Source organism: Aggregatibacter segnis ATCC 33393 (genome assembly GCF_900476035.1).
Taxonomy (GTDB): Bacteria; Pseudomonadota; Gammaproteobacteria; order Enterobacterales; family Pasteurellaceae; genus Aggregatibacter; species Aggregatibacter segnis.
The window spans coordinates 788583-813612 of record NZ_LS483443.1 but is presented as its reverse complement, the minus strand read 5'-3'; the positions used below and the strand labels follow the sequence as shown (position 1 = coordinate 813612).

General features: G+C 44.2%; 19 protein-coding genes and 4 tRNA genes. 12 read left to right on the top strand and 11 right to left on the bottom strand.

Annotated elements, in window-relative coordinates:
• The first annotated feature begins 47 nt into the window (after nucleotides 1–47).
• From DQN58_RS04190 to DQN58_RS04155, 8 genes are all read left to right on the top strand, one after another.
• A tRNA-Val gene (locus DQN58_RS04190) sits at nucleotides 48–123 on the top strand.
• Between the two features lie 38 nt (nucleotides 124–161).
• A tRNA-Val gene (locus DQN58_RS04185) sits at nucleotides 162–237 on the top strand.
• Nucleotides 238–273: 36 nt separating this feature from the next.
• Nucleotides 274–349 (top strand) — tRNA-Val (locus DQN58_RS04180).
• Between the two features lie 27 nt (nucleotides 350–376).
• A tRNA-Val gene (locus DQN58_RS04175) sits at nucleotides 377–452 on the top strand.
• 111 nt (nucleotides 453–563) lie between these two features.
• On the top strand, nucleotides 564–1352 hold the full coding sequence (locus DQN58_RS04170; protein ID WP_006717039.1) for a glycosyltransferase family 32 protein: 789 nt from the start codon (nucleotides 564–566) through the stop codon (nucleotides 1350–1352).
• 114 nt (nucleotides 1353–1466) lie between these two features.
• Nucleotides 1467–2840, top strand: a complete 1374-nt coding sequence (gene argH / locus DQN58_RS04165) for an argininosuccinate lyase (protein ID WP_032998085.1) — start codon at nucleotides 1467–1469, stop codon at nucleotides 2838–2840.
• A gap of 270 nt (nucleotides 2841–3110) precedes the next feature.
• Complete coding sequence (gene gdhA, locus DQN58_RS04160) at nucleotides 3111–4460, top strand: NADP-specific glutamate dehydrogenase (RefSeq protein WP_006717034.1); 1350 nt, start codon at nucleotides 3111–3113, stop codon at nucleotides 4458–4460.
• 200 nt (nucleotides 4461–4660) lie between these two features.
• Nucleotides 4661–5491 carry a class II glutamine amidotransferase gene (locus tag DQN58_RS04155; RefSeq protein ID WP_032997763.1) on the top strand — a complete coding sequence of 277 codons (831 nt, stop codon included), beginning with the start codon at nucleotides 4661–4663 and terminating at the stop codon, nucleotides 5489–5491.
• A gap of 69 nt (nucleotides 5492–5560) precedes the next feature.
• Here DQN58_RS04155 and dnaE read toward each other — a convergent pair whose 3' ends face one another.
• Nucleotides 5561–9037: a DNA polymerase III subunit alpha gene (gene dnaE, locus DQN58_RS04150; RefSeq protein WP_032997762.1), complete on the bottom strand. Its 3477-nt coding sequence runs from the start codon at nucleotides 9035–9037 to the stop codon at nucleotides 5561–5563.
• Nucleotides 9038–9282: 245 nt separating this feature from the next.
• Here dnaE and DQN58_RS04145 point away from each other — a divergent pair, with 245 nt between their 5' ends.
• The 3 genes from DQN58_RS04145 to nrdG all read left to right on the top strand — a co-directional run bounded on the left by DQN58_RS04145 (nucleotide 9283) and on the right by nrdG (nucleotide 14330).
• On the top strand, nucleotides 9283–11070 hold the full coding sequence (locus DQN58_RS04145; RefSeq protein WP_006717027.1) for an AMP-dependent synthetase/ligase: 1788 nt from the start codon (nucleotides 9283–9285) through the stop codon (nucleotides 11068–11070).
• Nucleotides 11071–11350: 280 nt separating this feature from the next.
• Nucleotides 11351–13477 carry an anaerobic ribonucleoside-triphosphate reductase gene (nrdD, locus tag DQN58_RS04140; RefSeq protein WP_006717025.1) on the top strand — a complete coding sequence of 709 codons (2127 nt, stop codon included), beginning with the start codon at nucleotides 11351–11353 and terminating at the stop codon, nucleotides 13475–13477.
• A gap of 385 nt (nucleotides 13478–13862) precedes the next feature.
• Nucleotides 13863–14330, top strand: coding sequence for an anaerobic ribonucleoside-triphosphate reductase-activating protein (gene nrdG, locus DQN58_RS04135; protein WP_032998084.1), 468 nt, complete (start codon nucleotides 13863–13865; stop codon nucleotides 14328–14330).
• Nucleotides 14331–14357: 27 nt separating this feature from the next.
• On the opposite strand, the gene DQN58_RS04130 is transcribed toward nrdG, so the two are convergent.
• On the bottom strand, nucleotides 14358–15149 hold the full coding sequence (locus DQN58_RS04130; RefSeq protein WP_006717019.1) for a TatD family hydrolase: 792 nt from the start codon (nucleotides 15147–15149) through the stop codon (nucleotides 14358–14360).
• Nucleotides 15150–15193: 44 nt separating this feature from the next.
• Entirely contained in the window at nucleotides 15194–15706 is a 513-nt protein-coding gene (locus DQN58_RS04125) for a peptidylprolyl isomerase (protein ID WP_006717017.1), read from the bottom strand.
• Between the two features lie 99 nt (nucleotides 15707–15805).
• On the opposite strand from DQN58_RS04125, the gene cysS reads away from it, so the two are divergent.
• Nucleotides 15806–17185, top strand: coding sequence for a cysteine--tRNA ligase (gene cysS, locus DQN58_RS04120; RefSeq protein WP_006717015.1), 1380 nt, complete (start codon nucleotides 15806–15808; stop codon nucleotides 17183–17185).
• A gap of 125 nt (nucleotides 17186–17310) precedes the next feature.
• Here the strand turns inward: cysS and lipA are convergent, their stop codons facing one another.
• The 8 genes from lipA to rlmH all read right to left on the bottom strand — a co-directional run bounded on the left by lipA (nucleotide 17311) and on the right by rlmH (nucleotide 25029).
• Complete coding sequence (gene lipA, locus DQN58_RS04115) at nucleotides 17311–18273, bottom strand: lipoyl synthase (protein ID WP_006717013.1); 963 nt, start codon at nucleotides 18271–18273, stop codon at nucleotides 17311–17313.
• A gap of 54 nt (nucleotides 18274–18327) precedes the next feature.
• On the bottom strand, nucleotides 18328–18966 hold the full coding sequence (gene lipB, locus DQN58_RS04110) for a lipoyl(octanoyl) transferase LipB (protein WP_006717011.1): 639 nt from the start codon (nucleotides 18964–18966) through the stop codon (nucleotides 18328–18330).
• A gap of 45 nt (nucleotides 18967–19011) precedes the next feature.
• Nucleotides 19012–19314, bottom strand: coding sequence for a DUF493 family protein YbeD (gene ybeD / locus DQN58_RS04105; RefSeq protein WP_006717010.1), 303 nt, complete (start codon nucleotides 19312–19314; stop codon nucleotides 19012–19014).
• A gap of 72 nt (nucleotides 19315–19386) precedes the next feature.
• Nucleotides 19387–20574: a serine hydrolase gene (locus tag DQN58_RS04100; RefSeq protein WP_032997761.1), complete on the bottom strand. Its 1188-nt coding sequence runs from the start codon at nucleotides 20572–20574 to the stop codon at nucleotides 19387–19389.
• Between the two features lie 30 nt (nucleotides 20575–20604).
• A complete protein-coding gene (locus DQN58_RS04095) occupies nucleotides 20605–21468 on the bottom strand; it encodes a septal ring lytic transglycosylase RlpA family protein (RefSeq protein WP_006717006.1) in 864 nt (287 codons plus the stop codon).
• Between the two features lie 47 nt (nucleotides 21469–21515).
• Complete coding sequence (gene rodA, locus DQN58_RS04090) at nucleotides 21516–22637, bottom strand: rod shape-determining protein RodA (RefSeq protein ID WP_006717004.1); 1122 nt, start codon at nucleotides 22635–22637, stop codon at nucleotides 21516–21518.
• On the bottom strand, nucleotides 22624–24561 hold the full coding sequence (gene mrdA / locus DQN58_RS04085) for a penicillin-binding protein 2 (protein ID WP_006717002.1): 1938 nt from the start codon (nucleotides 24559–24561) through the stop codon (nucleotides 22624–22626). The genes rodA and mrdA overlap by 14 nt, the downstream gene beginning before the upstream one ends.
• The gene (rlmH, locus tag DQN58_RS04080; protein ID WP_006717001.1) at nucleotides 24562–25029 is read right to left on the bottom strand and encodes a 23S rRNA (pseudouridine(1915)-N(3))-methyltransferase RlmH; all 468 of its coding nucleotides are present in this window, start codon (nucleotides 25027–25029) and stop codon (nucleotides 24562–24564) included. It lies immediately after the preceding gene.
• Between the last annotated feature and the right edge of the window lies 1 nt (nucleotide 25030).

The window sequence follows — 25030 nt, the reverse complement described above, 5'->3', positions numbered from 1 at the left end:
GTTGACTGAAATCATTGAGCAATTATAATGCACGCTCACAACATTGAGGGCGATTAGCTCAGTTGGGAGAGCACCTCCCTTACAAGGAGGGGGTCACTGGTTCGAGACCGGTATCGCCCACCACTTTTTAAGGTTTCTCAATGTTGTCAATGTAACGACGTGGGCGATTAGCTCAGTTGGGAGAGCACCTCCCTTACAAGGAGGGGGTCACTGGTTCGAGACCGGTATCGCCCACCATTTCTTACATACTTCCCTATTTTAAGATTCTAACGTGGGCGATTAGCTCAGTTGGGAGAGCACCTCCCTTACAAGGAGGGGGTCACTGGTTCGAGACCGGTATCGCCCACCACTTAAAATCTTAAAATACCGATTCGTCGGGCGATTAGCTCAGTTGGGAGAGCACCTCCCTTACAAGGAGGGGGTCACTGGTTCGAGACCGGTATCGCCCACCACTCTACTTCCTACTTAATGATTTCTCTTTCAAAGCCTTCCTGACGTTTATTCTTTTTGTGTAAAGTGATAAAGTACAACCAGTTTTTCAACAGAATAAACGGATTCATTTAATGCAAAAAACAATAAAAAATCAGACCGCACTTTTAATTTCAAACGGCCTATTACGTTTAGCCGGGAACATTGTCAAAATCCTAAGCTACCCTTTCCATGCACTTTTTCCGAAAAAACGCTTTACGATTCCCGAATTCAGCCCGACCAAACGCCAATCCGGCAAACCAAGCAAAATTAATCGCGTGATTTGGCAAACCAACTACAGCAATAAAGTGACGTTGCCAATTTACTGCAACTATTTGGTCAACCGCTTATTTTCGTTAAGTTACGATTATCGCTATGTCAGTACTGAAGCACGTAGCGAATATATTGAAAAATATGCCGACCCACGCACGTTTGCTGCTTATAGCCAACTTACAGACGGTGCCGCACAAGCAGATTTTTGGCGCTTATTCACGCTATATCAAGACGGCGGCATTTATATGGATATTGATGGTCATCTTGTCGGCTGCTTAGATACGATGATTGATCCGGAAGATGACGAAGTCCTCATCACCCGTCGTGGGCGTTACACTAACTTTTTCTTAGCCAGCCGCAAAGGTAACCCATTTTTAAAGGAAACGTTGGATATTATTGTGGACAACATTGAAAATCGTCGCGTTGACGGTGGCGTATTTGTTCTTACCGGCCCGGAAACGTTAAACAAAGCCTTAGAAAACAAGGAAGTAAACACCCGCCGTGATAAATTTACTTGCGCTCAAGGCACGTTCGCTAACGAGTATTTTCAATATATGGATAAAAAACGTGGCAAGTGGATCCACGCTAAAAACGAAGATTTATTAAAATAACGGTCAATGACACAAAAAGTGCGGTCACAAAAAGCAAATTTTTTGTTGATCGCCTTTTTTGTTTCTGTGATATATTTTTTAACCAATGACACCAATCACAAATCAGAGGATTCTATGGCACTTTGGGGTGGACGCTTTACGCAGGCGGCGGACAAGCGTTTTAAAAATTTTAACGATTCATTACGCTTTGACTATCGCCTTGCCGAGCAAGATATCGAAGGCTCTATCGGCTGGTCGAAAGCCTTGGTTTCTGTCAATATTTTAACGGTACAGGAACAACAACAATTAGAACAAGCGCTGAACGAATTATTGATTGAAGTGCGGTCAAATCCGCAAGCGATTTTGCAAGATGATGCGGAAGACATTCACAGTTGGGTGGAAAGTAAACTTATCAACAAAGTGGGCAATTTGGGTAAAAAACTGCACACCGGTCGCAGCCGTAACGACCAAGTGGCGCTCGACATCAAAATGTGGTGTAAAGAACGGGTGGATGAATTACAACATTCCCTTCGCGAATTACAACGCAAATTGGTGCTTACCGCAGAAAATAACCAAGATGCCGTGATGCCGGGTTACACCCACCTGCAACGCGCCCAACCGATTACCTTTGCCCATTGGTGCATGGCCTATGTTGAAATGTTGGATCGCGATTATTCGCGTTTAGCCGATGCTTACCGCCGCATGAATAGCTGCCCGCTAGGCAGTGGCGCCCTTGCCGGCACGGCGTATCCTATCGATCGCGAACAGCTCGCCAAAGATCTCGATTTCGCCTTTGCTACCCGTAACAGTTTGGACAGCGTATCCGACCGCGATCATATTGTTGAACTACTTTCAGCCGCCTCACTGAGCATGGTGCATTTATCCCGTTTCGCCGAAGATATGATTATTTTCAACAGTGGTGAATCTAACTTTGTGGAACTCTCCGATCGCGTGACGTCCGGCTCATCCCTCATGCCGCAAAAGAAAAACCCCGATGCTTGCGAATTAATTCGTGGTAAAGCGGGACGTGTTATCGGTGCGTTAAATGGTATGTTAATGACCTTAAAAGGTTTACCGTTAGCCTATAACAAAGATATGCAGGAAGACAAAGAAGGCATTTTCGATGCATTGGACACTTGGCAGGATTGTTTAGACATGGCGTCATTGGTGTTAGACGACATCAAAGTGAACGTAGAACGCACCCGTGAATCTGCCCTGAAAGGCTACTCCAACGCCACTGAATTAGCCGATTATTTGGTTGCCAAAGGCGTACCATTCCGTGATTCCCATCACATTGTGGGCGAAACCGTGGTGTATGCCATCAAACAACACAAAGCCTTAGAAGACCTGACGATTCCTGAATTTCGTCAATTCTGTGAAAAAGTGTCAGACGATGTGTACGACATTCTTTCTTTACAATCTTGCTTAGACAAACGCGCCGCCAAAGGTGGAGTATCACCGTTGCGTATCGCAGAAGCCATTGCAGAAGCAAAAGCAAGATTCGCCTAACATCTGTTCTAAAGTGCGGTCATAAAAAATCTTATTTTTATGACCGCACTTTTGTTTTCACCCTCCAAAAATAAATCAAATCTAATAAATAAACTCATTTTTTAAATAAAAAATAAAATAAGTTAACAACATAAAATAATTTAATTATTTTTTCGTAAAAATATTTGAAAGCATATGATTTCCTGTTGCATAGTAATTCCGACTTAGCAATATAGCCAAGCGAAAATAAATAAAGCAAACACCAACATACTATCCACAGGAGAAATTCTTATGTCTCACGCAGTTGCCTCACTCGAAGAATTCTTAGCAAAAGTCGAACAACGTGACGGAAATCAACCGGAATTTTTACAAGCGATACGCGAAGTATTCACGTCTATTTGGTCATTCCTTGAGAAAAACCCGAAATACCGCTCTGAAGCCTTATTAGAACGTTTAGTTGAGCCGGAACGCATCATTCAATTCCGCGTAGCATGGACAGATGACAAAGGTCAAGTGCAAGTCAACCGCGCCTTCCGCATTCAATTTAACAGCGCTATCGGCCCTTTCAAAGGTGGCATGCGTTTTCACCCGTCCGTCAACCAATCCATTTTAAAATTCTTAGGCTTTGAGCAAATCTTTAAAAATGCTTTAACCACATTGCCAATGGGGGGGGCCAAAGGCGGTTCCGACTTTGATCCAAAAGGTAAAAGCGATGCGGAAGTCATGCGCTTCTGCCAAGCCTTAATGACTGAACTTTATCGCCACATCGGCCCGGACACAGATGTACCTGCAGGTGATATTGGTGTTGGCGCGCGTGAAGTGGGTTATTTAACCGGCATGATGAAAAAACTCTCCAATCAAACCGGCTGTGTCTTTACAGGCAAAGGCTTGAGTTTCGGCGGTAGCTTAATTCGTCCGGAAGCTACCGGTTATGGTTTGGTCTATTTCGTCCAAGCGATGCTGGCAGAAAAGGGACAAGATTTGAAAGGCAAAACTGTCGCGGTTTCCGGCTCCGGCAACGTGGCACAATATGCGATTGAAAAAGCCCTACAACTAGGTGCTAAAGTCATTAGTTGTTCCGACTCATCCGGTACCGTTGTGGATGAAGAAGGTTTCACGGCTGAAAAATTAGCCGCGTTAATGGATATTAAAAACGTAAAACGCGGTCGTGTAAAAGATTACGCCGATCTCTTTGGCTTGAAATATGTTGCTGGCGCGCGCCCATGGCATTTAAAAGTGGATATTGCGCTACCATGTGCCACTCAAAACGAATTGGCATTAAGCGATGCACAAGCCTTGATTGCCAATGGCGTGCAAGTGGTAGCGGAAGGTGCCAATATGCCAACGACCATCGAGGCCACCAATGCCTTTATTGACGCCGGCGTACTCTTCGGGCCGGGCAAAGCAGCAAATGCAGGCGGCGTCGCCACTTCCGGTTTGGAAATGTCGCAAAACGCACAACGCTTAAGTTGGACAAGAGAAGAAGTCGATGCCAAATTGCACCGCATTATGTTAGACATTCATGCTAACTGTAAAAAATACGGCAGTGATGCGCAAGGTAACATCAACTATGTGGTGGGTGCGAACGTCGCCGGTTTCGTTAAAGTAGCTGATGCCATGTTGGCACAAGGCGTGTATTAATCGACACGAAAAAACACCTCGAAAAACGACCGCACTTTTGAGAGCAACAAAAAGTGCGGTATTTTTTTAAGCTAATTTTGTTATGAGACAGCACATTTTGTTCTAAAAATGAGGTCGTGAGAATATTGAAATTCGCGGAGTTATGGTGTTAAATCTACACTTCTTCTATGGTTATTCTAAACAAGGGTTAAAACAAATTTATGTGCCAATTATTGGGAATGAACTGCAATACGCCGACGGATATTGTGTTTTCATTTGAAGGATTTCGTCATCGTGCCGGACTTACTGATTCCCATTCTGACGGATTTGGTATCGCTTTTTTTGAAGGCAAAGGCGTGCGTATTTTCCGCGACAATAAACCGGGCCACATTTCCCCTATCGCTGATTGCGTGAAACAATATCACATCAAATCCCTCAACGTTATTTCGCATATTCGCAAAGCGACGCAAGGCGATGTAAATCTTGAAAATACCCATCCCTTTATCCGTGAGATCTGGGGAGAAAATTGGGTGTTTGCCCATAATGGTAACTTAACCGAACTGCCCGACATGAGCGAATCCTTCTGTCAACCTATCGGCAGCACTGATTCAGAAACCGCTTTCTGTTACATGGCAGAACAATTAAAAAATCGCTTTCGCAAAAAACCAAACGAAGAACAGATTTTTCAAGCCGTGCAAGATATCAGCAACAAACTCGCAGAGCATGGCACCTTTAACTTTATCCTGTCTAACGGCGAATGGATGATTGCCCGCTGTTCCACTAATTTACACTATCTCACCCGTAAAGCCCCATTTGGCAAAGCACAACGTGTTGATGACGATGGTGTCATCGACTTCAATGAATACGCCAAAGAGGGCGATAAAGTCACGATCATTACCACCGTACCACTCACCAAAGACGAAGTCTGGAGCAAAATGGAAAACGGTGGATTTGTCTTCTTCAAAAATGGGGAAAAAGTGTGGGAAATCATCGGCACGCCGAGAACAGAAATGATTGATGATGGGACGTTAGGCACGGCTAAAGTTGCCTAACCCGGCTCATAGAAAAAGTGCGGTCGAAAAAACAATGATTTTTCCGACCGCACTTTTTATCTCTATTATCTATTCAAACTCCAACTCCACCGCGCTTTCGCCAAGCAATGTCACAAGTTCGGTCAGCAATTCATCGGTTGGGTTGACCGACCATTGCACGCCCATTTTGACTAAGGCTCTGCCTTGTGGGCTTTGGTAATAAATATGCACCGGCAGAGAATTGCTGCTATAAGGCTGTAAAATATGTTTGAATTTCTTAATAAATTGCGGTGTGATTTGCTCTTGCGAAAGACAAATCGCCAGGCTTTTGGCATAACGCGCACGCGCTTCATCAATCGTCATCAAATCCCGCACAGACATTCGCAAGCCTTGCGAGAAATCGTCAAAACTGACTTGTCCCGACACCACGATCACCGTGTCTTTTTGCAGTTTCTCACCGAATTTATCCAACGCTTCGCCAAACAACGTTAAATCTAAACGACCGGAGCGATCATCAATGGTAGCAATGCCGATGTGGTTGCCTTTTTTGGTCACGGCAATGCGCGTATTCACCACCAAACCGCTGGCGGTGCTCATTTGTCCGCGATAATTCGGCGTTAATTCTTTTAGGCGCATTGGGCTGTAATGGGATAATTCTTTTAAATAACGACTCACCGGATGGCTGCTGAGATACAGCCCGAGGGTTTCCCGTTCACCGTCTAAAATGGTCTTTTCCGTCCAAGGGGCAATATTGGCATAAGAATGTTCCACTTCTTCATTGGTTTCCGTCAACACGCCGAACATATCCGTCTGCCCTAAAGCCTCGTCTTTGGCATGTTGATCGGAGGCACGTAGTGCATCTTCCAAATTTTGTTGTAACGCCGCACGATGTGGCCCAAGTTTATCGAAAGCGCCGGATTTAATCAGGCTTTCAAACGTACGTCGATTGATTTTCTTTAAATCCACGCGGGCACATAAATCAAACAAGTTTTTGAAAATACCGTCTTTCTCACGAGCTTCTACCAAGGCTGCAATCGGCCCTTCACCCACGCCTTTAATCGCACCGATACCATACACAATTTCGCCGTTTTCATTGACGCTAAAATGATGTTTTCCGGTGTTAATATCCGGTGGCACGACTTTCAAGCCCATGCGCATACATTCGTCATATAAGCCAACGATTTTGTCGGTGTTATCCATTTCCGAAGTCATGACTGCCGCCATAAATTCCGCCGGGTAGTGCGCCTTCAGCCACAGGGTTTGATAGGACACTAAAGCATAAGCGGCAGAGTGTGATTTGTTAAAGCCATAACCCGCAAATTTTTCCACCAAATCGAAGATCTTCATGGAAAGATCGCCGTCTATGCCATTTTTGATGGCACCCTCTTCAAATACGGAACGCTGCTTCGCCATTTCTTCCGGTTTTTTCTTACCCATCGCACGACGCAATAAGTCCGCGCCACCCAACGTATAACCCGCCAACACTTGAGCAATTTGCATGACCTGCTCTTGATACAAAATAATGCCGTAGGTCGGTTCTAAAATTGGCTTAAGGGTTTCATGCTGATAGTTGGCATCAGGATAAGATACTTCTTCGCGCCCGTGTTTACGATCGATAAAGTTATCCACCATACCCGATTGCAATGGGCCGGGACGGAATAACGCCACCAACGCGATAATATCTTCAAAACAGTCCGGCTTGAGGCGCTTAATCAAATCCTTCATGCCACGCGATTCCAACTGAAACACCGCCGTAGTTTCGGCATTGAGCAACACTTCAAAAGATTGGTGATCATCCAATGGGATAGTGTTGATATCCACCAACGGTTTGCCTTCTTTTTCCATGCGCGCGTTAATCATATCCAGCGCCCATTTGATGATGGTTAAGGTACGCAGACCTAAGAAGTCAAACTTCACTAAACCCGCATATTCCACGTCATTTTTATCGAAGTGGGTCACCGGATGTTTACCTTCCGAATCACAATACAGCGGTGAAAAATCTGTAATTAGCGTTGGCGAAATCACCACCCCACCGGCATGCTTACCGGCATTTCGAGTGACACCTTCCAGCTTGCGCGCCATATCAATAATAGCTCTGACTTCTTCATCCGCATCGTAAATTTCTTGCAGTTTTGGCTCGGCTTCAAAGGCTTTGGCAAGTGTCATACCGGGATCAGGCGGTACTAGTTTAGAAATGCGATCCACAAAACCATAAGGTTGTCCCAGTACGCGCCCCACATCGCGAATCACCGCTTTTGCCGCCATGGTACCGAACGTAATAATTTGCGACACCGCACCACGTCCATACATTTCAGCGACGTGTTCAATCACGCGGTCGCGTCCGTCCATACAGAAGTCCACGTCAAAGTCAGGCATGGAAACCCGTTCTGGATTGAGGAAACGCTCAAAAAGCAAATCGAATTCCAACGGGTCCAAATCGGTAATTTTTAACGCATAAGCCACTAAAGACCCCGCACCGGAACCCCGCCCCGGCCCGACAGGAATATCGTTATCTTTTGACCATTGGATAAACTCCATCACGATCAAAAAATAACCCGGAAAGCCCATTTGGTTGATGACATCCAGTTCCACCTGCAAGCGTTCATCATATTCCGCACGGCGCGCTGCACGCTCGTTTTCATCAGGAAACAACACTTTGAGGCGCGCTTCCAAGCCCTCTCTGGCGCGTTTCACAAGGTAATCTTCGGTGCTTAAATCCCCGGTTGGAAATTTCGGTAAGAAATATTCACCCAATCGAATGGTGACATTACAGCGTTGTGCAATCAGTAGCGTATTCTCCAATGCACTTGGCACATCGGCAAACAAATCACACATTTCTTGTTCAGAACGGAAATATTGTTGACTAGTATAATTTTTAGGACGTTTCGGATCGTCTAACGTGAAACCGTCATGAATCGCTACACGAATTTCATGGGCTTCAAAATCTTCTGCCTGTAAAAAGCATACATCATTGGTCGCCACCACCGGCAATTGTTCGCGTTCAGCCAACTCTAACGCGGCTTGGATGTAATGTTCTTCATCAGGGCGACCGGTACGGGTAAGCGTCAGATAAAAATGATCAGGGAAAAATTCGTGGTAAAAATCCACCGCACTTTTAAGTTCATCAGTATTGCTACGCAGTAATTTTTTACCTACATCGCCATTGACGCCGCCGGATAAAACAATCACCCCGGCACGATGTTCTACTAGCCACTGCTGATCAATATACGGCACATCGGCATAACCGCGCTCATAGGCTTTGGAAAGCAACAAGGTGATATTTTTATAACCTTCATTATTTTTTGCCAAGAGGGTTAAACGGAATCTTTCCTCGCCACACAGCTCATTTTGCACTAGCACATCCGCCCCGATAATCGGCTTCACGCCGGAAGATAATGCCTCACCATAAAACCGGACCAAGCCACAGAAATTCGTGAAGTCTGTTAGCCCCATCGCCACCATGTTATTTTCCACACAGGCTTTCACCAACGGTTTCACTTTGGCGATACCGTCAATCATGGAAAAATCACTGTGAACCTGCAAATGAACAAAACGTGGCGGTGACATAAACATCCTTAAAATAACAAAAAGTGCGGTCAAAAAATCCAATGGATTTTGAGCGTTGGCTTGAGCAAGGTTGACAAAGCCATAGTGGGTAATTTTAGCGGTATTTTGTCGAGAATTATAGGGATAATTTGTCTAGTGGCATCAACACAATAAATCCCCACAAAACACAGTCTTATTGCTAGAGTTTTGAGCCTCAATCCGCTATATTAGCGCACAACTGTTAGCTGATTTTGGATTTTTTAACCATGGATCTCAATTTTCATTTTATTCACCGTGTGCGTAGCCAAGCAAAAACGTTAGCAAATCACACCGCACTTCGTTACTTCAAAGACAACAATTGGTTGTCTATTTCTTGGTCAGAGTTTCAACAACAAATTGACCAAATTTCATTAGCGTTATTAGCAAATCATATTGATATTCAAGATAAAATTGGTATTTTCTCGCATAATATGCCGCGTTGGACAATCACCGATATCGGTGCATTGCAAGTGCGTGCCGTCACCGTGCCGATTTATGCCACGAACACCGCCAAACAAGCCCAATTTATTATTAACAATGCAGATATGAAGATCATTTTCGTGGGCGACCAAGAACAATATGATCAAGTATTGGAGATCGTCGATGAATGCCCGAAACTGGAAAAAATCGTGGCGATGAAAAGCACAATCCATTTGCATGAACACGCCAAAGCCTGCCATTGGCAAGACTTTATTGAGATGGCAGATGAACAATATCAGGCGGAATTACAACAACGGTTGGATGGCAAGTGCTTGGAGGATTTGTTCACATTAATTTACACCTCCGGCACGACCGGTGAGCCGAAAGGCGTGATGTTGGATTACGCGAATTTAGCGCATCAACTCAACGCCCACGATCAGGCATTAAAAGTGGATGATACCGACGTATCTCTTTCCTTCTTGCCGTTATCTCATATTTTTGAGCGCGCTTGGGTAGCTTATGTGCTTCATCGCGGCGCGACCAACTGTTACATTGAAGACACCAATCAAGTGCGGTCGGCTTTGACAGAGATTCGTCCAACCTTAATGTGTGCCGTGCCACGGTTTTACGAAAAAATTTATACGGCCATTTTAGACAAAGTCCATCATGCGCCAAAACTTCGCCAACGTATTTTTCATTGGGCGATAGACGTTGGGCATCAGCATTTCGATGCCCTTGCCAAAGGACAAAAGATCCGCTTTTTGTTAAAACAACAGTATGCCCTCGCCAACAAGTTGGTACTTGGAAAATTACGTGCGCTACTTGGCGGGCGCATTCGGATGATGCCTTGCGGCGGTGCTAAATTAGAATCGACGATCGGTTTATTTTTCCACAGCATCGGTTTAAACATTAAGCTGGGTTACGGCATGACAGAAACCACCGCGACGGTTTCCTGCTGGGATGATCTTCACTTTAACGCCAATTCCATCGGTCGCTTAATGCCGGGCGCAGAAGCCAAAATTGGCGAAAATAACGAAATCCTCGTGCGCGGTGGCATGGTGATGAAAGGTTATTACAAAAAACCGCAGGAAACGGCCGATACTTTCACTGCAGACGGTTTCTTAAAAACCGGTGATGCAGGCGAATTTGATGCCGAGGGGAATTTATACATCACCGACCGCATTAAAGAATTAATGAAAACCTCCAATGGCAAATATATCGCCCCACAAGTGTTGGAAAGCAAAATCGGCAAAGATAAATTTATCGAACAAATTGCAGTCATTGCTGATGCAAAAAAATACGTTTCCGCCCTTATCGTACCTAGCTACGCCGCCCTTGAGGAGTACGCCAAACAGGTCAATATCAAATATCAAGATCGGTTGGAATTGCTCAAAAATTCTGAGATTTTGCAAATGCTAGAACAGCGAATCAATGAATTACAAAAAGAGCTTGCCGGTTGGGAACAAATCAAACGTTTCACGTTGTTGCCTCAGGCATTCAGCACGCAGCTGGAAGAAATTACCCCCACGCTAAAATTACGTCGAAAAGTCATTCTGCAACGCTATAAAGAGCAGATTGAAGCGATGTATAGTTAAGTTTTTACATAATAAGTGCGGTCAAAATTGACAATGAATTTTGACCGCGCTTTTTTATTTTAAACACAAAACGTTCAATTTGTGATCAAAATCACAAAACAATAAAATTCTTTTATTTTTCTTTTCTGCTAAATTTTCAACAAAACCAATGACTAACTTGCCTCACGACATTTAATACATTCCAAACACACAAAAACACTACATATTGTGTGTTGAATTTAAAAAAATATCTATATATAGTATCGCCACTTTGATAACACACTAAATATAGGTGGCTAACATGGGTACATTTTTCGTCATAAAGCGTGATGGTTCACGCATCGGGTTTGAAATTCAACGCATTATTAATGCCATTAAAAAAGCAGCGCAAGCGGTGGATATTCAAGATGAACGCTTTTGTCATGACATTGCACAAAAAGTCAGCAATGACATTTTCGCGCATCATCAACAAGAAATTGATATTAGCCACATTCAAAAGATTGTCGAAAATCACCTGATGGCAAGCCAATATCCACAAATTGCACGCGCTTATATTGAATACCGTCACGAACGTGATATGGCGCGTGAAAAACGCAGTCAATTAACCAAAGAAATCGAAGGGCTGATTGAACAAAGCAACGTGGAATTGCTCAACGAAAATGCCAATAAAGATGCCAAAGTGATCCCGACACAGCGGGATTTATTGGCCGGTATCGTGGCGAAACATTATGCCAAGCGTTATATTTTGCCGCGTGATGTTGTGGAAGCCCATGAAAAAGGGGAAATCCATTATCATGATTTAGATTATTCCCCATTTTTCCCGATGTTTAACTGTATGTTAGTCGATTTAAAAGGCATGTTGACCCATGGTTTTAAAATGGGAAATGCAGAAATCGAACCGCCAAAATCGATCTGTACCGCAACCGCTGTCACTGCCCAAATCATTGCTCAAGTGGCCAGCCATATTTACGGCGGCACCACCATTAACCGTATTGATGAAGTCCTTTCACCTTATGTGCAGTTAAGCTATGAAAAACACCTCAAAAATGCAGAGCAATGGAACATTCCAGATACGCAAGGATATGCGCAAGCCTTGATTGAAAAAGAATGTTTCGATGCCTTCCAGTCCTTGGAATATGAAGTAAACACCTTACACACCGCCAACGGGCAAACACCGTTTGTTACCTTTGGTTTTGGCTTAGGCACAACTTGGCAAGCACGTTTAATTCAAAAATCCATTTTACAAAATCGAATTCGCGGTTTAGGCAAAAACCACAAAACACCGGTGTTCCCGAAACTGGTCTTTACTCAACGCAAAGGGGTAAATTTGGAACCAAACGACCCGAATTACGATATCAAACAACTTGCGTTGGAATGCGCCAGCAAAAGGATGTATCCGGATATTCTGAATTACGACCAAGTCGTCAAAGTCACCGGCTCCTTTAAAGCCCCCATGGGCTGCCGCAGTTTCTTGGGCGCTTACGAAGAGGATGGCGAACAAATCCATGACGGACGTAACAACCTCGGCGTAGTAAGCCTCAATTTGCCACGTATTGCCATTGAAGCCAAAGGCGATGAAAAACGTTTCTATGAAATATTGGATCAACGCTTGGCTTTGGCGAAAAAAGCCTTAATGACCCGTATTGCCCGCTTGGAACACACCAAAGCCCGCGTCGCGCCAATTCTCTACATGGAAGGCGCCTGCGGTGTGCGTTTGAAAGCAGACGATAACGTGGCGCAAATCTTCAAAAATGGCCGCGCATCCATTTCCCTTGGCTACATCGGTATTCACGAAACCATCAATGCGTTGTATCACCAAGGGCATATTTACGATGACGAAATGCTGCGAGAAAAAGGCCGTGCTATCGTGGAACACTTAAGCAACGCGGTTAAACAATGGCGTGCCGAAACAGGTTATGCCTTCAGCTTATACTCTACACCAAGTGAAAATCTGTGCGACCGTTTCTGCCGCCTTGACACTAAACAGTTCGGCGTTATCGACGGCGTGACCGATAAAGGTTACTACACCAACAGCTATCACTTGGACGTAGAGAAAAAAGTGAACCCGTACGACAAGTTAGACTTTGAAATGGTGTACCCACCATTGGCTAACGGTGGTTTTATTTGCTACGGCGAATACCCGAATATTCAACATAACTTGAAAGCGTTGGAAGACGTATGGAATTACAGCTACGACCGCGTGCCTTACTACGGGACCAACACGCCAATCGACGAATGCTACGAATGCGGTTTCACCGGTGAATTTGAATGCACTAGCAAAGGTTTCACCTGCCCGAAATGTGGCAACCACGACAGTGAAAAAGTTTCTGTCACCCGTCGTGTCTGCGGCTACCTCGGCAGCCCGGATGCCCGTCCGTTTAATGCTGGAAAACAGGAAGAGGTGAAGCGTCGGGTTAAACATATGTGATTTTAAGGCTATGCCAAATCTCCCCTAGCCCCTCTTTGCTAAAGAGGGGGATTTTAGTCGCATTATCACGATAAAGTGCGGTCATTTTTGAGAGATTTTCAGTCAAAAACATGAAAAAATCTGACCGCACTTTTGCAACGCTCAAATAAAATGGGATTCCCGTATAAGACGCCTGAGCGGCTTGCCATTTTTAGGCAATTTTCGTCTGTTTGAGCGTAGCGAGTTCGAAAATTGCCGTAAAGAAAATGGCAATCAAGCGAAGAGCAGCGGCTTATCCGGGTGCACTTTTCTTTGCTTACTTTCTTTTGTGCAAGCAAAAGAAAGTGAGTCGCCATCGGCGAAACCCAATATTAAAAAAAGCGAATTTGATTTAAACAAAACGAAAATGAACTACCTCCAATACTACCCCGTCGACATCGTCAATGGCGAAGGCACGCGTTGTACGCTTTTTGTCAGCGGCTGCACTCACGGCTGTAAGGGGTGCTACAACCAAAAAAGCTGGTCGTTTAGCGCCGGGGTGCCCTTTGGTAGTGAAATGGAAGAACAAATTCTCAAGGATCTCAAAGACACCCGTATTAAACGCCAAGGTTTGACCCTCTCCGGTGGCGACCCTTTGCATCCGAGAAACGTAGAAGCGCTGTTGCCTTTGGTTCAACGGGTAAAACGGGAATGTCCCGATAAAGATATTTGGGTCTGGACGGGTTACAAATTAGAGGAATTGAACGAATATCAACGGCAAATGTTGCCCTACATTGATGTGCTCATTGATGGTAAGTTTATTCAAGAACAGGCGGACCCAAGCTTGGTTTGGCGCGGTTCGGCAAATCAGATCATTCATCGTTTTAAGATTTAATACCTACATAAAAGTGCGGTGCTTTTTTCAAGCAAATTTTCTGAGGCTATTTTGCCAAATTGTCTCGGCAATCATCTCCGGCGTTTCACGTCTTAATTCACACAACACCTTAAAAACCTGTTGCACTCTTTCCGGGCGATTCGGTTGACCTTGAAAACCGAATACCGGCATGTCGGGCGAATCCGTTTCTAACAGCAAGGCATCAAGCGGCAATTTCGCGATGGTTTGACGGGTTTTATTAGCACGCTCATAGGTAATCGTGCCGCCTACACCAATAGAATAGCCCAAATCCACAAAACGTTTTGCCTGATCGTAGCTGCCTGCAAAACCATGCACGGCGCCACGTTTCGGCACCTCAATGCGTTTGAGAAAAGAGAACAGCTGATCGTGCGACTTGCGGGAATGCATGTTTACCGGCAAATCGTGCTTTTTCGCCAAATGCAGTTGCGCTTCAAAAAAATCGCATTGCTTGCGCCATAGCTCATCGGTTAATAATTCCGGCACGGCACGTTCCAAACCGATTTCCGCCACCGCTGTGCAATTTGGCGAACGCGTTGCTAACGCCTGTTCCAATAAATCCAAATCCTGCGCTTGGTGTTCTTTGATGTACAAGGGATGTAACCCCAAGCCGTAATACAACTGTTGCGGATAAAGTGCGGTCATTTTTTCAATTATTTTGAAATCCCGCTGTAACACGGCGACAATCAAGATCTTTTGCACGCCAGCTATCTGCGCATTTTGCATAAGCTGCGCCAACGGCTCACCGGTGAACTGCTGTAAATAATCAAGATGAGTATGAGTGTCAAAAAAGGAATACATATCAATCTAAAAAAATCAGGCAACTCAATGAGTTGCCCATAGTCTTATTCGTCAACGGTAACAGAGGTAATCACCACATCTTCGTTCGGTACGTCTTGGTGGAAACCTTTATTGCCGGTTTTCACACCTTTGATTTTGTCCACCACATCCATGCCTTCAACAACTTCACCGAATACTGCGTAGCCCCACTCTTGCACCACTTCTTTGCCAAACATTTCTTTTGAACGGTAATCCAAGAAGGTGTTATCCGCCACGTTAATGAAGAATTGCGCCGTCGCCGAATGCGGATCGGAAGTACGCGCCATGGCAATGGTGCCACTCTTGTTGCTTAAACGGTTGTTGGCTTCGTTTTTAATCGGTGCGTTAGTCGCTTTTTCGCGCATACCACTTTCCATGCCGCCGCCCTGAATCATAAAACCGTCAATCACGCGGTGGAAAATTGTGTTATCATAAAACCCATTTTTACAATAAGTTAAGAAGTTTTCTGCCGTTACCGGTGCTTTTTCGTGATTTAAGGCAATTTTAATGTCGCCGAAATTAGTGTGTAGTGTAATCATTGTGCTTTTCCTATACGAATTAAAGAGCGTCATTATTTCATAATCCGCCCCAAATCGCCATAAAGTGCGGTACGTTTTCAAAAAGATTTGGATCCCAATATGTTAAAACTTTTCAATACTCTTACTCGCGAAAAAGAAATTTTTAAACCGATTCATGCAGGCAAAATCGGCATGTATGTTTGCGGCGTGACCGTTTACGATCTCTGCCATATCGGACACGGCCGTACCTTTGTCTGTTTCGATGTAGTGGCGCGTTACTTACGCTATTTAGGCTACGAGTTGACCTATGTGCGCAACATCACTGACGTGGACGACAAAATCATTAAACGCGCCTTAGAAAACAAAGAAACCTGTGAGCAATTGGTGGATCGCATGGTCGTGGAAATGTACAAGGATTTTGACGCCCTGAACATTTTGCGTCCGGATTTTGAACCGCGTGCGACCCATCACATTCCTGAAATTATTGCTATTGTAGAAAAACTGATTCAACGCGGACATGCTTATGTGGCGGACAATGGCGATGTGATGTTTGATGTGGAAAGCTTCAAAGAGTACGGCAAATTATCCCGCCAAGATTTAGAGCAATTACAAGCGGGGGCTCGTATTGAAATCAATGAAATCAAGAAAAACCCAATGGATTTCGTGTTGTGGAAAATGTCCAAACCAAATGAACCAAGTTGGGATTCACCTTGGGGCAAAGGCCGTCCGGGTTGGCACATTGAATGCTCCGCCATGAACAGCAAACAACTTGGCGAACATTTTGACATTCACGGTGGCGGCTCCGACCTGATGTTTCCGCACCACGAAAACGAAATCGCTCAATCTTGTTGCGCCCACGGTAACCAGTATGTGAACTATTGGCTACATTCCGGCATGATCATGGTGGATAAAGAGAAAATGTCGAAATCCCTCGGCAACTTCTTCACGATTCGCGATGTATTAAATCACTACGATGCGGAAAGCGTGCGTTACTTCCTGCTCAGCGCCCACTACCGTAGCCAATTAAATTACAGCGAAGAAAACCTCAATCTCGCCCATGGCGCATTAGAACGCCTCTACACCGCATTGCGCGGCACCGATAAAAGTGCGGTGGCTTTTGGCGGTGAAAATTTTGTGGATACGTTCCGCGAGGCGATGGACGACGACTTCAATACGCCAAACGCCCTTTCCGTACTATTTGAAATGGCGCGTGAATTGAACAAACTGAAAACCGAAGACATGGACAAAGCCAATGGACTTGCCGCGCGTTTACGCGAACTTGCCGGCATTCTCGGCTTGCTTCAACTCGATCCGGAACAATTCCTACAAGCCGGCTCTGATGATGACGAAGTCGCCAAAATCGAAGGTCTCATCAAACAACGCAACGAAGCCCGCGCCGCCAAAGACTGGCCGGCTGCTGATGCGGCACGCAACGCCTTAACCCAAATGGGCATTGTGTTAGAAGACGGGCTAAACGGCACCACTTGGCGGAAACAATAAGAACACAAGTTAAAAAAGAAAAAGGAAAGTGAATCTCTCACTTTCCTTTTTTCTTATTAAGTGCCATAAAGTGCGGTTGTTTCTAGCTACGTTTTCCACCTTGAAAAACGGCCGCACTTTTCCGTTTATTTCACTACACCACCGCTTGCTTGTAAATCAGCGTGGTAAGAAGAACGTACGAACGGACCGCAAGCCGCATGTTCAAAGCCCATGGCTTGGGCTTTTTCGCGGAACATATCAAATTCTGCCGGCGGTACATAACGCGCCACCGGTAAATGGTGGCGACTTGGTTGCAAATACTGCCCGAGGGTCAACATAGTTACACCATGGTCGCGTAAATCCTGCATAACCTCTAAAATTTCTTCGTTCGTTTCGCCTAATCCCACCATTAAACCGGATTTGGTCGGAATATGTGGGAACATGGCTTTAAATTCTTTCAGTAAACGCAAAGACCATTCGTAATCGGCGCCTGGACGGATTTCACGATATAAACGTGGTACATTTTCCAAGTTGTGGTTAAACACATCCGGCGGATTGTCTTTTAATTTTTCCAACGCCAATTCAATGCGTCCACGGAAATCCGGCACCAAAATTTCAATTTTAATGTTTGGGTTTAACGCACGGATTTCACGTACGCAATCCGCAAAATGCCCGGCACCGCGATCAGGTAAGTCATCACGGTCAACGGAAGTAATCACTACATACCGTAATTTCATGTCCTGAATAGTTTCTGCCAATTTACGCGGTTCTTCCGGATCCGGTGGTAATGGTTTGCCGTGCGCGACATCGCAGAACGGACAACGGCGGGTACAAATTGCTCCAAGAATCATAAAGGTTGCCGTACCATGATTAAAACATTCGTGCAGGTTAGGACAAGAGGCTTCTTCGCATACAGAATGCAAGCCATGACGACGCATACCGGATTTAATGCTTTGAATACGCGCTCCGTTTGCCGGAATTTTGATTTTCATCCATTCCGGTTTTTTCAATAGCTCTTGCTCAGGATCGATATTTTTCACCGGGATAATGGAGGTTTTAGCTGCATCGCGATATTTAACACCGCGCTCCATTTTAAAAGGTGTTCCCATTGATATTCCTTAATTTTTTATGAAGATAATGAGATGAAATGCTGTTTATTGATGTTAACAAGTTGTTACATTATACCCTAACTGCTCGGCGAAATGCTTAACTAATTGTGGTGAAACCTTGTCGCAATCCGCGTCTTGAGCTGGAATGAAGTCTGCCAGCTGGCACATTTCTAATCCGGCATAACCACAAGGGTTAATTTGATAAAAAGGGCTTAAGTCCATGTTGATATTAAACGCTAAACCGTGAAATGAACGCCCATGTCGAATGCGCAAGCCAAGGGAACAAATTTTCTTGCCATCAATGTACACCCCTGGCGCATCCGGTTTTGGATAACCTTCAATACCATAATCCGCTAGCGTTTTCACCACGGATTGCTCAAGTGCGGTGACTAATTGGCGAACATTTAAATTTTCATGGCGCTTCACATCAATCAGCACATACATAATTTGCTGGCCTAAACCGTGATAGGTAATCTGTCCACCACGATCCGATTGCACCACAGGAATAGTGCTTTGCTGCAATAAATGCTCCGGTTTGCCCGCCTGACCTTGGGTAAATACCGACGGATGTTGCACCAACCAAATTTCATCAGTGGTATCTTCCGTACGGTTATCGGTAAACGACTGCATCTCGTGCCAAACGGTCTCGTAATCACGAATACCAAGCTGACGTACAATTAATTCGGATTGCATGATGATTTCCTAAAAACGCTATAAAAAATAACCGCATTTTGGTGATTACAACACCATTCTCACGCCGTTGATTTCTGCCAACTCTTTGTAGAGTTTCTCAATTTGCTCAATATTTTCGGCTCGTACGTTGATGGATACCGAATGATAAGTGCCTTTACCACTTTCTTTGGTACTCGGCGTGTAATCGCCTTTAATGGTTTTATGAACCGTTTGAACCACATCATCCACTAAATCCGGGCGAGCTGCTCCCACCACTTTAAAAGTAAAATCACAAGGAAACTCAAGAAGATCTTTTAATTTTTTATCATGTGCAAGGTCGGTTAAATTTACTGTTTTTTTATCGTTCATTTGTCTTTTCCTAAAAAATTTAACCGCACTTTCATAAAAAGTGCGGTCGGTTTTCGAAATGTTTTTTAAAGATTAGCTAAAGAGGCTTTTAACCGTGAGTACTAACCAGTCCCAGATTTTACCGAAAATACCGCCCTCTTTAACTTCTTGCATAACTTGCAAATTCACGCTGGCAATGTCTTTACCATCAAGTTGATAGACCACTTTGCCAACGACCTGACCTTTTGCTAATGGTGCTTCGAGGTATTTTTTCTCTAGCTCATAACGGGCTTTTAACTCACTACTTTTACCTTTCGGAATGGTAATAAACGCATCCTGTAACACGCCTAACTGAATGTTGCTTTCATCACCGTAATAAACCCGTTGCTCGGAAATCGCTTTGCCGGCTTCAAAGGTTTTAAAGGTTTCAAAATTAGCAAAGCCCCATTGTAATAATTTTTTGCTTTCCACTTCGCGGCCTTTGTAGGTTGGCACCCCCATCACGACAGAAATCAAACGCATATTATTTGGATTGGTGGCAGAGGCGACAAGATTATAGCCAGCTTTATCTGTGTGACCGGTTTTCATGCCATCCACATGAATGGTTTTATCCCACAATAAGCCGTTACGGTTCGGTTGCTTGATTTTATTAAAGGTAAAATCTTTTTCTGCATAAATTTTATATTCTTCCGGTAAATCACGAATAATATGCGCACCAATAATTGCCATATCCCGAGCAGAAGAATATTGATTTTCATCATCCAAGCCATGAACAGTTGTAAAATGAGTGTTTTTCAAACCAAATTGTTCTACATATTTGTTCATGGTCGCAACGAAGTTCGTCACCGTGCCGGAAACATGCTCTGCCATCGCCACACAAGCATCATTGCCGGATACGATGACAATCCCTCTATTCAAATCAGCAACAGAAACTTGTTGGTTTAAGTTTAAAAACATTTTGGATGAGCCAGGGAAATTTTGCCCCCAGGCGCTTTCACCGATCGTGACCACATCCGTATCATGAATTTTACCTTGTTTTAATGCTTGCCCCGTTACATAACTGGTCATCATTTTCGTTAATGACGCGGGATATTGGCGCTGATCCGGATTTAACGCTACCAAGACAGTGCCTGAGTTATAGTCCATTAAAATATAGGTTTGCGCATTAATTTCCGGTACGGCAATATTAAATTGAATATCGTCTGCCACCGCGCTAAACGATGCGCACAAAGCGCCTGCAATTAATGCAATTTTTGTGTGTTTTACTACTTTATTAAACATAAGATTGAACATCCTAACATCATGTAACGGTTATTTATTATAAGAATACACAACTAGCGGTTCAGAATGATTTAATCGCTTTAATTGTGTTTTCAAATCAGTCACTTGAGCCCTCGAGTTTAACGGCCCCAAATGAATATTATACTTCTGCCCATTCGCGGCAATTTCCGCTTTAATATTCTTTAACGCAAGTTGATTAATCACCTCTTCAGCATGTTTTTTGCTGGCTAAATTGATCATTCTCAACTCGTAACTTTCATCTTGTATATGAGGCACTTTAACGTTTTGTAATGCTTCCTTATCAATATCAAGATCGTCCACCGGCAAACGCTTTAAAGACTCATCATTATTGCTGTTTTTTACCAATGTAGAAGCGCCTGCCCCGGAAAGTTCGCCTTTGGAATCGACATGTAACGCTTCAATCTTTACCATGCCCATGCCACTGCCGATAATACCGATTTCTTTTGCTGCCGCATGGGACAAATCAATAATACGACCTTTAGAAAAAGGACCGCGGTCATTAATACGCACAATAACCTTACGTTGGTTACTCATATTCGTTACAACCGCGTAGGAATTCAGTGGTAAGGTTTTATGCGCGGCGGTGAACAAAGTAGAGTTATAGGGCTCCCCACTGGAAGTGCGACGTCCATTAAATTTATTATGGTAATAACTGGCAATACCTTCTTTACTATAATCCTTCGCATCCTGATGCGTTCTTGTTGTGTAAACCTCCCCTTTCACTTGGTAGGTTTGCGTTGTGTTAGAAAGAGGACGATACGTTAACTTTGGCTCTTCTACGCCATAAAGCTTTTTCGTTTCTGCTTGCACGGAAAGTGCGGTCAAAAATGAAAATAAAATAAAAACATATTTTACAGTTTGCTTTAAATTCATTAAATTTCTCCCTCTCTGTAGAGATGACTATTAAGAAAACTGAAAACTTAATTAGTTCCCTTCAGAAAGTGTTCTTTGTGAGTATGGACCGACATGATCAAGCCAAAGCCCGCCATAATTGCTACATAAGATGTGCCGCCATAGCTCACCAATGGCAAAGGCACGCCCACCACAGGCAAAATACCACTCACCATTCCAATATTAACAAAGACATAAACGAAGAAAATTAACGTTAATGCCCCAACTAAAATACGCCCAAATGCGGTTGGTGCGCTGACGCCAATCATTAAACCGCGAGCAATAATAAACAAATAAATGGCTAATAAAATCAAGAAACCGATCATGCCATATTCTTCACTTAATACTGCGAAGATAAAATCCGTATGAGGTTCAGGTAAAAATTCCAATTGGGATTGCGTGCCTTGCATCCAACCTTTTCCCCACATTCCACCGGAACCGATAGCAATCTTAGATTGCCAAATATGATACCCCGCCCCCAATAAGTCTTTTTCCGGATCAAACAAGGTTAAGACTCGGGTACGTTGATAATCGTGCATTAAATAAAACCACATAATAGGCAAAAATGCTGCCAAGGCGAGAACTGCCGCTAAAATCAACCACCAGCTCATACCGGCTAAAAATACCACAAATAGGCCTGAGCCGCTAACCAAAATTGCAGTACCTAAATCCGGTTGAATCGCCACCAACAGCGTTGGAATAAGAATAATCACCAACGCAATCATGGTTTCCTTTATCTTAATCGGTTGCGGTCGATTCCCTAAATACACCGCCACCATCAACGGCACTGCCAGTTTGACGATTTCAGAGGGCTGAAAGCGCACAACGCCCAAATCCAGCCAACGTTGCGCCCCTTTACTGGTTGTCCCGATAAGATCCACTAAAACAAGCATAACAATGCCGAGAATAAATAAATAAGGTGCAATTCGCTGATAAAATTTGGGTGGAAATTGTGCCATCATTAGCATAACGGCAAAACCAAGCCCAACCTGTACAATGCGGTTATGAAACATCGCTTCATTTGCACCGGATGCACTATACAATACCAACATACCATAACCGCTAATGACGACGAGTCCGATAAACAACCACAAATCAATATGCAAACGACGCCATAATTCCAACCAAATATTACGATCATTCATTTTCATTTGGCGCTCCCGACATTGTTGGTGTCAGTATTTCTTCCGTTGTTTGTCCGTTACTTTGCTTAAAATAATAGTCCATAATTTTTCTAACGACAGGCGCGGCATTACTGGAACCACCGCCCGCATTTTCCAAAATCATTGCCACCACGATTTGTGGATTATCATAAGGCGCAAAAGCGGTAAACCAAGCATGGTCATGCAATTCTTTTTTTAACGCTCCGGCATTGTAGCTCTGATTCTCCTTCAAACTGAACACCTGAGCCGTTCCTGATTTACCCGCCACACGATAAGGTGTTCCGGCAAATGCCTTACGCCCGGTTCCTGCTGCAGAATTCACCACGTTATACATACCGCGCTTGGCCACATCCCAATAGTATTGTTTTGGTTCGGTAATATCTTCATATAGCAACGGATCTTTATAAGGTTCGACTACCGCCCCCTCAATATTTTTCATTAAATGCGGTGTATTAACTTTACCGTTATTCACTAGCACGCTCGTCGCTTTTGCTAATTGTAAAGGGGTTGCCGTCCAGTAGCCTTGCCCGATTCCCACAGAAATCGTATCGCCTTGTACCCACGGTTTTTTGTAGCGTTTTTGCTTCCACTCTCGGGTCGGCATATTCGCAGCAGTTTCTTCCTGAATATCAATACCGGTCGGCACACCAAACCCAAAGCGCTTCATCCAATCAGACAAGCGATCAATCCCCATGTTATAGGCGGTTTGATAAAAATAGGTATCGGAAGATTCGGTAATGGCTTTATTTAAATCCGTCATGCCATGCCCGCCTTTACGCCAATCGCGAAAACGTTTCGTGGTATTCGGCAAAACCCAATAACCGGGATCAGAAATCGTCATTTCCGGTGTAATCACATTTTCCTGCAACGCAGAAACCGCAATAAACGGTTTCACCGTCGATGCCGGTGGATAAGCCCCTTGTGTCACACGGCTGTATAAGGGACGGTTCGGATCGTTTAACAAGCGGCTATAAGCCTCCGCTGAAATACCGTCCACAAACAAATTATTGTCATAACTCGGCACGGAAACCATCGCTAACACGCTGTTATCTTTCGGATCTATCACCACAACGGCACCTTTTTGCCCCGCTAATAAATCGGTAACATAAAGTTGCAAATTCAAATCAATGGTGAGATGAATACTTTTTCCTGCCACTGCCGGCTGTTCGCGTAATTTACGAATCACTTTGCCACGGCTGTTCACTTCCACTTCTTCAAAACCGGTGGTGCCGTGTAGCGCTTCCTCATAATAGCGTTCAATGCCTAACTTGCCTAAATCATGGGTGCCCGCATAGTTAGCTAATTTTTCTTCTTTCTTTAAACGCTCTACATCACGATCATTAATCTTCGACACATAGCCCAAAATATGGGTCAACGGCTCGCCATAGAGATAATGCCGTTTAAAATAAGGCTTCACATCCAAACTTGGGAAATTATATTGATTCACCGAAAAACGGGCGATTTGTTCTTCTGTTAGATTTGGTTTCAACAAAATTGGCGTATAGCGCGAAGAACGTTGACGTTCTTTTTTAAAGTTTTCGATATCCGTATCCGTTAAACCGACCAATACTTTCAATTCTTCAAAAGTGCGGTCTAAATTTTCCACTTTTTCCGGCACGATATATAACCCAAAGAAGGTCAAATTTTCTGCCAATAAGTGACCGTTACGATCGTAAATCAGCCCGCGTGTAGGCGGCAACGGCAACAATTTAATGCGGTTTCCGTTAGAGCGGGTTTGATAGCTGTCGTAATTGACCACCTGTAAGCCATAGAGATTCAGCACTAAAATTGCCGACAAAGCCAAAACGCCGATAAATGACACCAAAGCGCGACGAGCAAATAAATTGCGCTCGGCTTTTTTATCACGAATCGGATCGTATTGTGGCTGAGACAGTAATTTCTTTAAGTTCATTTATTCTCGATGATAAGGATGATTAGTGGTTAATGACCAGGCACGATACAAGCTTTCTGCTACCACCACGCGTACTAACGGATGTGGCAAGGTTAAAGGCGATAGCGACCAACTTTGTTCAGCGGCCATCTTACATTCAGGTGAAAGCCCTTCTGGTCCGCCGATAAGTAAACAGACATCACGTCCGTCATTTTTCCAACCTTCCAGCTGTTGCGCTAATTGTTCGGTCGTCCACGGTTTACCGGGAATATCCAATGTCACGATTTTACCCTTTCCGGCCGCCGCCAACATGGCTTTACCTTCCTGTTCTAAAATCCGTTTAATATCGGCATTTTTACCCCGTTTACCGGCAGGTATTTCGATTAATTCAAAAGGCATGTCTTTTGGAAAGCGACGTTGGTATTCCTCGAATCCCGTAGTCACCCACGCCGGCATTTTGGTTCCAACGGCAATTAACTGAATTTTCATT